This window comes from Anaeroglomus insulsum, from assembly GCF_050689095.1.
GTDB classification, from domain to species: domain Bacteria; phylum Planctomycetota; class Phycisphaerae; order Sedimentisphaerales; family Anaerohalosphaeraceae; genus Anaeroglomus; species Anaeroglomus insulsum.
The window spans coordinates 275,288-289,879 of record NZ_JBOGCL010000001.1 but is presented as its reverse complement, the minus strand read 5'-3'; the positions used below and the strand labels follow the sequence as shown (position 1 = coordinate 289,879).

9 protein-coding genes and 1 rRNA gene are annotated in these 14,592 nt (G+C 51.2%); 4 read left to right on the top strand and 6 right to left on the bottom strand.

What is annotated here, in order from left to right; genetic code table 11:
* Positions 1–42: 42 nt before the first annotated feature.
* Entirely contained in the window at positions 43–681 is a 639-nt protein-coding gene (locus tag ACQ9LF_RS01190; protein WP_462487529.1) for a hypothetical protein, read from the bottom strand.
* Positions 682–1,383: 702 nt separating this feature from the next.
* On the opposite strand from ACQ9LF_RS01190, the gene ACQ9LF_RS01185 reads away from it, so the two are divergent.
* A 16S ribosomal RNA gene (locus ACQ9LF_RS01185) occupies positions 1,384–2,916 on the top strand.
* A 246-nt stretch (positions 2,917–3,162) separates the two neighbouring features.
* Here the strand turns inward: ACQ9LF_RS01185 and ACQ9LF_RS01180 are convergent.
* The 5 genes from ACQ9LF_RS01180 to ACQ9LF_RS01160 all read right to left on the bottom strand — a co-directional run bounded on the left by ACQ9LF_RS01180 (position 3,163) and on the right by ACQ9LF_RS01160 (position 8,864).
* Positions 3,163–3,471, bottom strand: coding sequence for an antibiotic biosynthesis monooxygenase (locus ACQ9LF_RS01180; protein WP_462487528.1), 309 nt, complete (start codon positions 3,469–3,471; stop codon positions 3,163–3,165).
* Between the two features lie 21 nt (positions 3,472–3,492).
* Positions 3,493–4,050 carry an NUDIX hydrolase gene (locus ACQ9LF_RS01175; protein WP_462487527.1) on the bottom strand — a complete coding sequence of 186 codons (558 nt, stop codon included), beginning with the start codon at positions 4,048–4,050 and terminating at the stop codon, positions 3,493–3,495.
* 86 nt (positions 4,051–4,136) lie between these two features.
* Positions 4,137–6,458 carry a DUF4091 domain-containing protein gene (locus ACQ9LF_RS01170; protein ID WP_462487526.1) on the bottom strand — a complete coding sequence of 774 codons (2,322 nt, stop codon included), beginning with the start codon at positions 6,456–6,458 and terminating at the stop codon, positions 4,137–4,139.
* Positions 6,459–6,847: 389 nt separating this feature from the next.
* Complete coding sequence (locus ACQ9LF_RS01165) at positions 6,848–7,753, bottom strand: class I SAM-dependent methyltransferase (RefSeq protein ID WP_462487525.1); 906 nt, start codon at positions 7,751–7,753, stop codon at positions 6,848–6,850.
* Positions 7,754–8,288: 535 nt separating this feature from the next.
* Entirely contained in the window at positions 8,289–8,864 is a 576-nt protein-coding gene (locus ACQ9LF_RS01160) for a helix-turn-helix domain-containing protein (protein ID WP_462487524.1), read from the bottom strand.
* A 689-nt stretch (positions 8,865–9,553) separates the two neighbouring features.
* Here ACQ9LF_RS01160 and rny point away from each other — a divergent pair.
* The 3 genes from rny to ACQ9LF_RS01145 all read left to right on the top strand — a co-directional run bounded on the left by rny (position 9,554) and on the right by ACQ9LF_RS01145 (position 14,585).
* On the top strand, positions 9,554–11,134 hold the full coding sequence (rny, locus tag ACQ9LF_RS01155; RefSeq protein WP_462487523.1) for a ribonuclease Y: 1,581 nt from the start codon (positions 9,554–9,556) through the stop codon (positions 11,132–11,134).
* 78 nt (positions 11,135–11,212) lie between these two features.
* Complete coding sequence (locus tag ACQ9LF_RS01150; protein WP_462487522.1) at positions 11,213–12,070, top strand: TIGR00282 family metallophosphoesterase; 858 nt, start codon at positions 11,213–11,215, stop codon at positions 12,068–12,070.
* Between the two features lie 244 nt (positions 12,071–12,314).
* Entirely contained in the window at positions 12,315–14,585 is a 2,271-nt protein-coding gene (locus ACQ9LF_RS01145; protein WP_462487521.1) for a S9 family peptidase, read from the top strand.
* Positions 14,586–14,592 lie beyond the last annotated feature (7 nt).

Here is a 14,592-nt window from a genome sequence, read left to right as displayed (position 1 = left end):
CAAAGAATCCAGACGGCATTACCAAAAAGTGCCAAAGCGATTTTATTGGGGCGATGCGGTGGACGCCTTGGAGGTCAACGGATACTGGGCCGACCAGGTCTGATCGGTGGTGATGGTGAGGGTGCCGACGACCGTGTTGTCGGTATGCAGCCAGCCAAGGAGATAGGCCGTTCCCTGTTCGGATTGGATGGTGTTGTCCGGCAGGTGTGTCGTCTGGGTATATGGACCTTTGGCGATAAAGAACAAACGGGTTTTGTCAATGTTGCCCTGGGCATCGGAATATTCTTTGGACGGGACGATATTGCCGTTCAGGTGCGAATTGATGGTGATTGTTTTTTTGTTGGATTCATACTGTGCAGCCCAGTCGGCGGCAACGCGGCAGTCTTTCCCGAAAGACACGCTGACCTGGCCTCGCGGGGCATCGTTGCGGTGTACGCGAGCATGGATGAGGAGGGGTTCAAGTAATTCCGGTTGGCCTTTTCGGGGCGATGGGACATTCTTGTCCGGGGCGATCAGGAGGTCGTCCAGCTGCCAGGGATGGTCTTCGATGGCGGCAGGGCGTTCCACATAGGATCTGGAGGGACCAAAAATGGTTTTAAGATCCATAAAATACAGCATCATCGCGATGGCGACGACAATTAAAAGCCCAAGAATCGCGGCAAATCCTTTTTTAGGATGCATGGTTTTGCTCCCGGCACAATCAGTTTTAGTCTGCAACATAACGTTTCGCCGGTTTCATCATACCGCCAAATCCAAAAAAATGAATCTTTTCTTTGTGGAATTGTGGTGTCCAAATAGAACCAACCAGGCATAAAGCAGACACGAAAACGCCAGTTGGATATTTTTTTGGTGCACATAAATCTATATCTAGCAAATAGTTATAAGATATGTGAAAATTTTATTTGAAAATGCCTTGACAAGGGGCGATTCGATGGATAAACTCCCCCTTCTCTTTGGAACCCGAGGGGGTACGGAGAGCTGAAAAAAATTGTAAAAAATTTAAAAAAGCCTGTTGACGGGCAACAATTTTTAGCTATGATGTACTCTCTCAGGCGGGCAAGAAAAAGACTTCCTTAAGAAGTCAGACTTGGCCGCTTATTATTTCGGCAAAGGTAACCAGTCGACGAAGTTGATAGGGTTTGTCCTGAGTCGAAAAAGGCTCTTTGAAAAGTAAACAGTTAATGCCATATTAAAGCAGCGAGAACGTGGGTTCTAAGGGTTCACGACAAGGCCCTTAAGAATCTTAAAAACCAATTCAGGTGTAAAAATCTCATGCCGGGACGCCAGGTCTCGGTTCACCAATTGAGTTCTCGTTGCGTGAGCGAGTTTGAGTTGGTGATTGCGAAAAAGATTGCCGTCCGCAAGGACGGAAGTCAAGGATACAAATTGAAGAGTTTGATCCTGGCTCAGAATGAACGCTGGCGGCGTGGCTAAGACATGCAAGTCGAACGATACGGTCAATTGGGTAACCGAGAGATCGTATAGTGGCGAAAGGGTGCGGAATAGATAGGTAACGTACCCCGTGCTTCGGAATAGCGTTCCGAAAGGAGCGGTAATACCGGATGATATCAGCGATCGCAGGATTGCTGATCAAAGATTTATCGGCGCGGGAGCGGCCTATCTCCTATCAGCTAGTTGGTGAGGTAACGGCTCACCAAGGCGATGACGGGTAGCGGGACTGAGAGGTTGACCCGCCACATCGGGACTGAGACACTGCCCGGACCTCCACGGAGGGCTGCAGTAACGAATATTGGGCAATGGGCGAAAGCCTGACCCAGCGACGCCGCGTATAGGATGAAGTCCTTCGGGATGTAAACTATTGTCAGGGGTTCGAAAGCCGTAAGGTTGATCAGCCCCAGAGGAAGTCACGACTAACTTCGTGCCAGCAGTCGCGGTAATACGAAGGTGACAAGCGTTATTCGAAATCACTGGGCTTAAAGGGTGCGTAGGCGGAGATGTAAGTGTCTTGTGAAATACCTTGGCTTAACCAAGGCATTGCTCGGCAAACTGCATTTCTTGAGGCAAGCAGGGGTGTGTGGAACTCTTGGTGGAGCGGTGGAATGCGTAGATATCAAGAGGAACGCCGAAGGTGAAGACAGCACACTGGGCTTGTCCTGACGCTGATGCACGAAAGCGTGGGGAGCAAACAGGATTAGATACCCTGGTAGTCCACGCCCTAAACGATGTCGACTAGGTTGTAGTGGTTCTGACACTGTTACAGCCGAAGCAAAAGTGTTAAGTCGACCGCCTGGGGAGTACGGTCGCAAGGCTAAAACTCAAAGGAATTGACGGGGGCTCACACAAGCGGTGGAGCATGTGGATTAATTCGAAGCAACGCGCAGAACCTTACCTAGGTTTGACATGTACGGATGCTGCCCTGGAAACAGGGTTAGTTACCTTCGGGTGAAACGTACACAGGTGCTGCATGGCTGTCGTCAGCTCGTGTCGTGAGATGTCGGGTTAAGTCCTTTAACGAGCGAAACCCCTGCCGTTAGTTACCAGCGGGTCATGCCGGGAACTCTAGCGGGACTGCCGGTGTTAAACCGGAGGAAGGTGGGGACGACGTCAAGTCCTCATGGCCTTTATGCCTAGGGCTTCACACGTGCTACAATGGCGACTACAGAGCGACGCAAGACCGCGAGGTGGAGCAAATCGCAAAAAAGTCGCCCCAGTTCAGATTGTAGGCTGTCAATTCGCCTGCATGAAGTTGGAATCGCTAGTAATCGCGTATCAGCTATGACGCGGTGAATGTGTTCCTGAGCCTTGTACACACCGCCCGTCAAGTGATGGGAGCCGGAAGTACCCGAAGTCGGGTTGTCAACCGCAAGGAGACGCCTGCCGACGGTAAGTTCGGTGACTGGCACTAAGTCGTAACAAGGTAGCCGTAGGGGAACCTGCGGCTGGATCACCTCCTTTCTAAAGGAAAACTGTTCGTTCGAGACATAGATTTGTCTCCTTATAAAAACGAACATTGTCAGGCGTGATCGCTGCTTTGGCTTAACTGTTGATTTTAAAAGGCCCTGCTCACAAGGCAGGGCCTTTTTTTATGCGCATAGGATGGCTCATTTGGGTATGAGTATTCTGTCTTAAACGACTTTGGTGTGAAGAAATTCCTTTTAATCCAGGTTCATCTGTTTACGTTGCCAGCTTCCAGTCCCACATTTACCACTGTGTTTTGTCCGTTGGGCAAAGTATTCGATAGCGTGTCCCCTCCCGCGGTGCGGCCATCCAATCGGCAACGGTGTCCCGCCATTTGAGATAATGAGCAGTTTTTTTATGGGCCGCCGCGGCTTCTTCGGATTCATAGGCTTCATACAGCATAAACTGGCACGGATTCTGTCCATGCTGGAGAATATCGAAACGCAGATTTCCCGGCTCCAGAACTGAGCCGCGATGGTTTTCGAGGGTTGCCTGAATAAATTCCTCGATATGGTCTGGCTTGACATGAACGGTCACACAAGTCACATGCATACGTAGTCTCTCCTGGAAGGATTAGTGATTGATGGATTTCCGATGTCCGGAACCCTCCCGAAATAAGTCAATCATCTGACGAATCGACGGAAAACCAAATAATTCTGTCTTTAATTGCGATGGATCGACAAATCGGCAGTCGGCGATTTCATCCGCCAGTTTTAAGTTGCCAAACTGTTCCACCCTGCACAAATAGCCCAGATCCATCGTATGATAGGTGACATTCATATATGGATATTGATTCGGGGAGGAAAACAGGTAAACTGTGTCCGTCACCTCTAAATTCAGCTCTTCCTTGATTTCCCGCCGGATGGCCTGCTCGGCATTTTCATAGGGGTCGATGAACCCGCCGGGCAAATCAAGGGTGCCTTTGCCGGGGTCTTTACCCCGCACGGTAACCAGCAGGCGGCCCTGGGCATCCGGAATAAATCCCGCCACGGCCGCGGCGACATTCAGATAAAATTCAAATCTGCATTCCGTACAGCGATAGGCCTTGACCTCGTGGGGAATGAGGGCTTGCCTGCCGCATCGGGGACAAAAGCGAAACGGAGACTTCTGTGAGCCGTGTTGTGTTTGCATGGGCTGTTTATATCCTCTCGTACGAATGATACGCATCATCATTTCAGCGTATCCTAACTCCAGATGACGGTTTAGGCAAGGTTTTATCAAGGGGCGGCAATGTGCCTTGACTGTTTCTGAAGCTGCTCAATGGCCTGGGCGATTTTATGCCGCTGGGCTTCGATGGTCGTCGGGTCGGTGGTAAAATGCATTAGGTCTTTGGAAATCGTTTCAGGGACCGTTAATAACTCAGCATATTGTTGATAAACGGTCTTGTCCAGGGACTCTTTCCTCTCTGTCAGCAGTTTTTTAAGCATCGTCAGATATTCATAGTCCTCAATTCCATCGCGGAGCATCTCCCAGCGGATGCTGTCCACCGGTCCGTCCAGCACCGGAGATGTCGGCTTGCCGTCAGCCGCCGCAGCCGGTGGATAAATAAACCGCCCATCTCCATTGCCCCACGCCAGCTTTTTGCCTGCCGGCGTCGAATAGCCGCTGGTCCAGCTCATCGGGTCCTGATAAGGATTTTGCGGATGAGCTGCATCCGGATACGCTGCCGAACTGGTCCAGTAATTGGTTTGCCAGATGAGAATGCCCTCGATATTGCGTTCCCAGGTCTGCCACAGCCACACCCGCAGCTCCGTGCCCGGATGATCGATAAACAGCGTACAAAACGGCGCCTTGGGCCCGCAGCAGATATACCACCAGAACCGGTCACCCTCTGCGCGCCGCTGCTGGGCCGCCGAGTGCCGGTACAGATAGGAAATGACGCAATAGATGTTCGGCCCGCCAAACAGCGGCGGTTCCGGCTGTTCGGTCAGCATCCGGCTAATCTTCGGGCAGGCCCGCTTGAGCTTGTCAAAGCCGTGTTTGACGAACGCGTATTGATGCGGATCCGGCTCGTCAAACCAGTAGATAAACGCCTTATCGGTCCAGCCCTTTTCATCCAGATGCTGCTGAATCTGACGGCAGTAGGACTCGAACAGGATGGCGTATTCAGGGTCGTCTTCAGTAAAGCCCAGCAGTTCCGGCTGGAAGATCTCGTGAAACGTGCCGCCGCCCATGCCGGGTATATGCAGTTGAAACGAATTAAAATGATAATCGTTCATCGCCCTGCTCATCGCCTTGTCCCAGGCGTCAAAATCCAGCACCGGCGCCAGCGTTTCGGCGGGGGCCAGCAGCTCCGTTCGCCGGATGGTTTCAAAATCACCGCCGACGAGGAGTTCCTCGCCTGTCTGTGCGTTTTTCAGTGAGACATTGTCAAACCACGTCAGTCCTGTGAACTGCCCATCATCCTGCCAGCGGGTGGCCCGCAGGTGAAGGCGAACCGAACAGGCTCCCTCGGGGAATTCCGTAAATGTTTCGGAAAATTCCTTCCAGCGTCCGCCGCTTTGCACCGGAATATCGCGGTTTTGCCCCGACATCCAATTCCCATCGGCGTCATAATGATTCAGCGTGACCAGGGCGGTGTCGTCGGGCAGGGCGTTGCGCCATGCAAAAGACAGCTTAAGCCCGGCTTTGGGAATCGCAATCAATGGTTTATAGGTCACGGTCGTGTTAGCGGTTTTGTCATCATCAAAAATGACGATCGCCGCATTCCCCTGATACGCCTCGTTGGTGACGATCCGGAGGTTGTCCCAGTTTTTAAAACGGGATGGCGGCGGGGATACCTTCGGCCAGGTGACCCGGATGGGATCCAGCGGCGCCGGATCAAAAGGGGAAATACGGTGGGCGGCGAAGCTGGCCAGATACTTATCAAGAACCAGTCGCTTGTCTTTTTCGTCTTTGAGGCCATGATACTCAAAGACAGTCGACGCCGAAAATCCAAAAGCGCTCGTGCAGCTTGCACGATCCGGCAGGGTAAAGTCATACACTTCGACGTGCAGCGGAATCGCTGCGGCATAATCCCCGGCCTTCAGGAGAATCTGCCCGCTGTATCGGCCTGCCGGCGCCGCCCGCGGCACGGACACCCGAATCCACAGCGGCTGGTTGCGGCCTGCCTTCAGGTCGATGGGATCTTTGAGCGGCGGCAGCGGGTCCGGCCACTCCCCGACGGTAGTGCTGATGTCGGTGGCCTGCGTGGTCGTTACATAATCCACACGCAGAATCTCCACCGCATCCGCGGCAAGGACTTCGCCCGCATCGCTTCGCAGCCGGCCCACTGCTGCTGACAGGCCGGTTAAATCAGCCGCCGGACGGATCACCAGTTGCACGGCTTCCGCTTCATTGCGGGCGGCGCGAACAAGAATGGCCTCCTGTTTGTCCTGCGGTATTGAGCTGTCCGGCTTAATCTTAATGCCCGATGAGACAGACCAAAGGGTGACGCCCTCCGACGAGCCAGGCAGCAGGAAGCCGCCTGCGGTATTTTGCCCGGCCGCAGAGCACACAGAGACCAGGACGATTGCCAGCGAGATGAGAGTTGAACGCATAATCCATTCTCCTATTACGAATTTCTTGACGATTCGCCGTTTTGCGGGGCTGTTTGGCAGTTGCTGCACAGGGAATAACATAACCGCTGGATAATGAAAAATCAATGCGTTTCAATTCCGCAGGCAAAAATTCTTCGGGCTGTCTATACCAGGGCAATTGCCGGGAATGGCAAAACAAAGCGGATGTAAAAGACTTATTGGATTAATGGTCGGTTTTAGGCCGCCCCTTTATCGTTGATACGGCCGAAGGAATGCCATCACGATGAAGAAATGTCCTGAATTAAATCATGGGTCAGTCTATAGTAAATAGAACCGCTTATGAAAACAGAATTATCGGATGTACCTCTGGCCGGTGAGAGGTGGATAATCTCTGATAGTATTGAATCCAATCATTTTTTCTGCAGGATTAGAGTAATTCGGTTATGGATTAGATCCTGGAACTGTGGCGTCTGTGCCTTAAACAAACCGGGGTATTTACGAACCAGCTTGAGATGATGCGTGTCGTTAATAACCCTTCTATGGATCACATCGGCTTTTGTGGTCACGCTTTGGAATAATTGGTCGTACTGCTTCAGACTCCATTGATTAAGCGTTTTGGCGGCGATAAATTGCAAATTGTTTTTTGCGACGTATTCTTTCATCATTTCATAGTCGAATAAGTACTGACTGTACGGAACATAGATGCATTTATAAAGGTGAAGCCCATAGGCAGAGTAATAAATCGGGCCAAAATCAAGGTAGACAAAACCTTTGGGCTTTGTCACACGAAGCATTTCAAGCAGCGCTTTTGACGGATCCATGAAGTGTTCAAAGGCATCAAATGAGACGACACAGTCGAATGTGCAGTCCTTAAACTCCATGTTTGTTACATCCATGATCTTAAAATCGATTTCATTTTTCTCAAGTTCCGGATTGGGTCTGATACTCAGATCAATTGCCGTAGCCTGGATGCCGTATTGTCGTTGAGCGACAATTGAGAACAATCCATCACCGGCTCCGGTTTCAAGAAGAGTCTCGGGCCTTCTGTCTTTGGGAAGAAGTTGAAGCAGAGTGTCTATGCGATGCTGAGCCAATTGCACAGCTTGTTCTAAGGTAATGTTTTTGCGAGGACAGACGTATTGTTTTTGGAGAGAGTCAAGTTCTTGCCACCCGAGCTTTTGATGATGCTTTTTGGCAAAAAGAAAAACAAGATAGGTACTAATATACTCAAAACAGACAGGTATTTTCCAGATGAGATTCAAGATGCTCTCAGGTAAAATGAGCTTCATTACTTTTTTGATTCTAATCCAAAGCATTATCGGGATACCCCTAAATGTTCTGCTCTTTCTTTTTATGCCAGCTTCTGCGAGAGAATATTCCGACATCCGCAGTCGTTTACGATGCTGTTCGATCCATAAGTAGTATTCCGCACCGGATTGTATTGTCTTTCATCGATCATTTCAATCCAATTTGTCCGATTCCTTGTATCCATCTGATTCGAATCGTATGCTTTCCGTATCGCGCCAAGGACACGGCCTGGGAGGGCTCAAACGGAACAGGCCGCAATGGGAAACGGAGACTTCTCTGAGCCGTGTTGTGTTTGCATGGGCTCTGTTTATCCTCTTGTCCGAATGACACGCGTCATCGTTTCAGCGTATCCTAACTCCTGAAGACAGTTTAGGCAAGGTCTTTTGAGGAAGACGACAAAGTCGACTTGTATTCTTCAAATCCAAAGGAGAACTGAGTTGGATGTGAGGGGGCTGTTGACTAGTAATCCCAAAGCATGGAGGTTTTATGGCGTAGAATCCCAAGAGAGGGTTTAGATACCTACCTGGCAGCAAAACATTGGATTTACATAATTGTACAGGCTTGCTGAATAACCAGGAGAATTTGGTCGAGATTAGAGGGTTCCGTTACGACGGCATCAAAGCCTTTATTCCGGAGGGCCTTTGATTCGTTTTCACCAAGTCCGGCTGCAATCGCGATGACCTTGGTGTCTTTGAGATCATCATTATCCCGAATATGGTTGCACAGCTGCTGGGCATCAATCTGGGTTGACATCAGATTAATCAGGATGACATTTGGCAGGAATTTCTGGGCCATCAAGCCTGCATCAAAGCTGTTCTGAGCGGATTCAATATCAAACGCCCCCTTGGAAGTCAGGGCTTCGGTCAGAGTCGTACAGGCTGTCTCGTTGCTGTCTATGAGTAATATCCGGACATGGCCTTTGTCGAGTCCGTCTGTCGGGATATTGTGAGCCTTCATAAAGCGGATCAATTCACTCAGCGGAATCCGGCGGTCCCGTGAGCCGGGGATCCGATAGCCGCGAAGCTGGCCGGAGTCGAACCATTTGGTCACAGTACGAGGAGCGACATTGCATATTTGAGCGACCTGGCCGGTCGTGAGAACATCTTTTCTTTTCAGCATAAAAAATACCCTGAAATGAAACAATTCATTATGCGGCTACTCAATCATTCCGCTGGAAACAGATTCGTCAAGAAAGGGGGCTCGATTAACGAAAAACCTTGTTTTAATGAATATAATGCCTTTGGGGTTAAAACGAGTCCGATAATATAAGAACCCAGAATATTTGTTGTAGAAATGGTTTTCGCTTGACCGAAATCAAAGAGTGGGTATGATAAAGGATAGACCCTTTGCGTAGAGGGTTAAATATAGATAGCGTTTCCGTCTGGCCGAGGATGATTTGGTTCGGAGGATGGAAACCAGCACAGCCGACCACGAAAAGTGGGCAGGCAGCAGAGCTTCATAAACATCGGTCTGCGACAAAGATGGGCGAAAGGCGGGACAAGAAGTGGTCCTGTCAAGTCCGAAATCGGTGTCGTGTCGGTGAATGTAGTCAGGACAGAGTTGTATAATAACAACGGCTTCGGCCAGGGTGCCGGGGAATGGGAAGCAACCCAATGAATGTATTCTATCGAACAGGCAGTTTCGGCTCCACCCACAAGAGCGGTCTGCCTGAGAAGGGGATGTTGCGCCTCAAGCGTTGCTGATACGGGTCTTGTTAAATTGACTTCATACCTTTGCTCATGCTGCTGTAACCCCTTGCGGGACCTGTGCATAAGACCGAATATGCAGTAGTAAAGGAAAGGTGCAGCATGGTAATATTAGCACAAGCGATGGGGGGAACTATCATCATCGGATTAATTTTGGGGCTTATCATAGGCGGTGTAGGCTCGCTTCTTCTGGTTCTTGGATTTGCCAAAACACGGTCCAAAAAGGTCGAACAGGAGATTCAGAATCGCATAGAGACAGCTCGTCGGGAAGCCGAAACGATAGTGAAAGAGGCCCGCTTGGACGCTGCCTCTGAGCAGATGAAAAAGCGTCAGGAATTCACTGCTGAAGTGGAGAAAAAAGAAAGCGAGCTGCGGAATCAGGAATTGCGTCTATCCAAAAGAGAAGACGTTCTGGAGCGACAAACCGAACAACTCATCCAGCGTGAAAAACAGGTCAAGCAATCCGAGCAGGAAGTACAAAGGCAAATCCAGAGCTATAATGCCAAAAATAAGGAGTTATCAACGGTTCTTGCCCAGCAGAAAAGTCAATTGCTCAAAATCACCGGGATGGATGTTGAGCAGGCTCGCCAGCTGCTGTTAACCAACCTGGAAGAAGAATGCGAGCGGGAGATGGGACAATTGATTTCCCGCAAAGTTGCTCAGGCGGAAGAACAGGCCGAGGAAAAAGCCAAGGAAATCATCAACCTGGCAATTCAGCGGTATGCGGCAGAGCAGACCTGTGAGGTCAGTGTTTCGATGGTGGATATCCCCAATGACGAGATGAAAGGTCGTATAATCGGTCGTGAGGGGCGGAATATCCGGGCGTTTGAAAAGGCGACTGGCGTTGACGTGATTGTGGATGACACGCCAGGTGTGATTGTGGTCAGCGGTTTTAATCCGATTCGTCGGGAAGTGGCCCGGCTGAGTATGGAGCGTTTGATTCAGGATGGGCGCATCCACCCGAGCCGAATCGAGGAAATTGTGGCCCAGACCAAGAAAGATGTTCACGCTAAGGTGATGCAGATTGGTAAGGAAGCGGCTGAAGAAGTGGATGTTCGTGGTCTGAATAATAAGATTCTTGGTATGCTGGGGGCGCTGCATTATCGTACCAGTTATGGGCAGAATGTATTGCGGCACAGCGTCGAAGTGGCGTTTTTGGCCCAGGTGATGGCCGATGAGTTGGGTCTGGATGGCACCATGGCCAAACGAGCGGGGCTGCTGCATGATATTGGCAAGGCGATGGACCGCGAAATTGAAGGCGGTCACCCGGCTATTGGGGCCAATTATCTGCGTCGGTTTAAGGAGCCGCAGATCGTGATTAATGCGGTTGAGGCACACCATGGCGATTGCCCGCCGGATAATCCGTATACGCCGCTGATTGCCGCGTCAGATGCCATCAGTGCATCGCGTCCCGGGGCTCGCCGTGAAACGCTGGAGCGTTATATCAAGCGACTTGAAAAACTGGAAGAAATTGCCGGCAGCTTCAAAGGCGTGGAAGGGTGTTTTGCGATCCAGGCGGGTCGTGAGATTCGTGTGATTGTGGATGCCAATCAGATTAATGATGAATCTGCAATGAAAGTGGCACGTGATATTGCCAAAAAGATTGAAGAAGAAATGACCTATCCGGGTGAAATCAAGGTGACCTTGCTGCGTGAAGTGCGCTGTGTGGAATACGCTCGGTAATCCTAAGGGGCAAATACGGGATGCCGCCTCCGGTGCGAGCCGGTCGGCTGCATTGCGTAAGCTGCCGCAGGGAGTTGGATGAAGCTGACTATTTTGTGTATCGGGGATATTGTCGGCCGACCTGGACGACGGGCCTTGGCGTTGCGTCTGTCTGGCCTGGTCAGGGAACGACAGATCGATTGCGTGATTGCCAATGCGGAAAATGCCGCCGGCGGGTCTGGGCTGACGCCTCAGATTTATGAGAAGCTGAATAAATATGGCGTTCATTTAATCACCCTGGGGGACCATGCATTTCGAAAAAAAGAGATTATCCCTGTTTTAGAAGGGAATACCAACATTGCCCGCCCGGCGAACCTGTCGGCCAGTGCAGCGGGTCGTGACTATGCGATATATCAGACAGGCCGCGGCGTATCGGTGGCGGTGATACCGCTGATTGGGCGGATTTTTATGAAGCCGGCGGATTGTCCGTATGCGAAAATAGATTCCATCCTGTCGCGTGTGGCCCAGCAGGCCGAGATTGTTTTTGTCGAAATGCACGCCGAAGCGACCAGCGAAAAAGTGGCGATGGGATATTATCTGGATGGCAAAGTGGCCTGTGTGTATGGGACCCATACGCATATTGTGACCGCGGATGAACGGATTCTGCAGAAGGGGACGGCGTATATTACCGATATCGGCATGACTGGATCGCATGATTCGGTACTGGGACGTAAAAGCGACTGTGTGATCCGTGCGTTTCGTACACAAATGCCGTACCCCTTTGAGCTTGCCACCGGTGATGTGCGAATGAGCGGTATTCTTGTGACAGTCAACAGCCATACGCGTACGGCTGAAAAAATCGAACGGATTCAATTGACTCTCGATGAGGCGGAAGCGATTGAGTACGACAATGACGACGGCCGTCCGGACTACCCCAATACGGGGTTTTATCCGTAAGAGGTCGTTTCTGCTCAGATGGCTGTCCGAGCAGAAAGCCAGTCGAATGGGCTGCCAGACGGGGCGTGGGGTGATTCCCCGTTCTTCAAACGTCGTCCATTCCTGAAATCAACCTGTTGATTTTTTGACTCCCCAGACGAATTCGTGTTACTTGTTAACGATGGGGGGTGTCTGTATGGTAGATCCGTGTGGTACAGGAGGTGTTTCGATGCAGGACCAATACAAGGCAAAACAGGTGAAGATTATGCAAAACAGTATTATTGCGAGGATATTGGCGTCCGTCGTTTTTATGCTCTGGATTTGTGCTTCTTCGTTTGCGATTTCACGCGAGGATTATCAGCGGGCTGAAACGCTCCGGGAAGCATCTTCCAACAAGGTTTTCAAAAAGACCATCCAGCCCAATTGGTTTGATGAGAATCAGAAGTTCTGGTATCGCAATAACTTGAAAGAAGGCAAGGAGTTTGTTCTTGTGGATTGCCGTGAGGGGACCCGTGGCCCGGCGTTTGATCATCAGCGTCTGGCGGAGGTGCTTTCGACGGTTTTATCAAAGCCCTATGTGGGGCAGAACCTGCCATTTGATACGATTGAGCTGCTTGAAGGAGGAAAGATTCTGCAATTTTACCTGGAAGGCAGGCGGTGGCGGTTTGATCTGGAGACGTATGAATGCCAGACCCCTGGCGGGGAAGCCGTGGCTGACCAGAAATCAGAGCCCGAACCTCCTGGGCGTCCCTGGCAGAGAAATCGCAGACCCCGACAGAATAACAGTACTCTGTCGCCTGACAGGGCCTGGGAGGCGGTGACCAAGGAGTACAATCTCTATCTGAAATCCACCCGGGACAGCCGTGAATTTCGAATCAGTCATGATGGTGATCCAAACCATTACTATGGCTGGCCGAGCTGGTCACCAGACAGCAAGGTTCTGGTGGCCTATCAGATTCAGCCTGGTGAGAACAAACCGGTTTATCGGATCGAATCCTCGCCCAAAGACGGCGGGCGGGCTTTGCTGCATTCCAATGATTACCTGCTGCCGGGGGATCGCTATGACATTCTGGAGATGAATCTGTTTTTCACCGAGACCAAGGAGCGGATCAAGGTCGATGACCAGCCGTGGGATGCGTTTGGTGTGCCGCGGATTCGCTGGGCCAAAGACGGCAAGAGTTTTCTCTTTGAGCATCCTTATCGCAGCCATCAGCGGCTTACGGTGGTGCGGGTCGATGCGCTGACCGGCCAATCGAAAGTGATTATTGATGAGCGGTCGGAGACCTTTGTGAATATCAATTACAATCCCGTCGAGCCGCAGTATCTGCAGGACACCGATGAGATTATCTGGTCGTCAGAGCGGGACGGCTGGCGGCATTTGTATCTGTATGACAGCAAGACGGGGCAATTGAAAAATCAGATTACCCAAGGCAACTGGATTGTGCGGGAGATTGTCCGGGTGGACGAAAAAGCCCGGACGATTGAATTCAAGGCCTCAGGGATGGAGGCAGACCGCGACCCATACTATATCCAGTATTATCGGATTGGGTTTGACGGTTCCGGGCTGGTCTGTCTGACGCCGGGACATGGGACGCACAGCGTACAGTTTTCGCCTGACAGGCGTGTTTTGATCGATACTTATTCCCGTGTCGATATGCCGCCGGTACATGAACTTCGCAAGGCGGACAATGGGGATCTGATTTGTGAATTGGACAGAGCCGATGCGGAGGAGCTGTTCAAGACCGGCTGGCGGGGGCCGGAACCATTCTGTGCCAAAGGTCGTGACGGCAAGACCGATATCTGGGGGGTTATCTGGCGTCCGCGTACGCTGGATGAGTCGAAGAAATATCCCATCATCGAAGATATTTACGCTGGTCCGCAGGATTCGTATGTGCCCAAAAGCTGGCGGGATTATGATGCCAACCAGTCGCTGGCGGAATTGGGTTTTATTGTTGTCCAGTGTGACGGAATGGGGACGCGAAACCGCTCCAAGGCGTTTCACGATGTCTGCTGGAAGAATCTGGCTGATGCCGGGCTTCCGGATCGCATTTTGTGGATCAAGGCGGCAGCGGCGAAGTATCCGTATATGGATATTGATCGGGTTGGCATTTTCGGAACCAGTGCCGGGGGGCAATCTTCCACGGGGGCGGTGCTGTTTTATCCGGAATTTTACAAGGTTGCTGTTTCCTCGTGCGGCTGCCATGATAACCGAATGGACAAGTCCTACTGGAATGAGCAGTGGATGGGCTATCCGGTCGGGCCGCATTATGAGCAGCAGTCCAATATTACCCATGCCGGCAAATTACAGGGACATCTGCTGCTGATGGTGGGCGAGCTGGATGATAATGTTCCGCCGGAATCCACGTTTCGACTGGCCGATGCCTTGATTAAGGCCAAAAAGGAATTCGAACTGGTGGTATTGCCGGGGGCGGGGCATACCTCCGGCGACTGGTTCGGCAATCGCAAGCGATGGGATTTCTTTGTGCGTCATCTGCTGGGCGAACAGCCTCCCCACTGGAATGCTGCCCTGCCTTAGTGTGCTG

Excerpts from the sequence above, each read along its gene's own strand:
- ACQ9LF_RS01175 (WP_462487527.1), bottom strand. The coding sequence starts at position 4,050 with ATGCAAACACAACACGGCTCACAGAAGTCTCCGTTTCGCTTTTGTCCC.
- ACQ9LF_RS01190 (WP_462487529.1), bottom strand. The coding sequence starts at position 681 with ATGCATCCTAAAAAAGGATTTGCCGCGATTCTTGGGCTTTTAATTGTC.
- ACQ9LF_RS01165 (WP_462487525.1), bottom strand. The coding sequence starts at position 7,753 with ATGCTTTGGATTAGAATCAAAAAAGTAATGAAGCTCATTTTACCTGAG.
- ACQ9LF_RS01160 (WP_462487524.1), bottom strand. The coding sequence starts at position 8,864 with ATGCTGAAAAGAAAAGATGTTCTCACGACCGGCCAGGTCGCTCAAATA.
- ACQ9LF_RS01170 (WP_462487526.1), bottom strand. The coding sequence starts at position 6,458 with ATGCGTTCAACTCTCATCTCGCTGGCAATCGTCCTGGTCTCTGTGTGC.
- ACQ9LF_RS01145 (WP_462487521.1), top strand. The coding sequence starts at position 12,315 with ATGCAAAACAGTATTATTGCGAGGATATTGGCGTCCGTCGTTTTTATG.
- ACQ9LF_RS01180 (WP_462487528.1), bottom strand. The coding sequence starts at position 3,471 with ATGCATGTGACTTGTGTGACCGTTCATGTCAAGCCAGACCATATCGAG.
- ACQ9LF_RS01150 (WP_462487522.1), top strand. The coding sequence starts at position 11,213 with ATGAAGCTGACTATTTTGTGTATCGGGGATATTGTCGGCCGACCTGGA.
- rny (WP_462487523.1), top strand. The coding sequence starts at position 9,554 with ATGGTAATATTAGCACAAGCGATGGGGGGAACTATCATCATCGGATTA.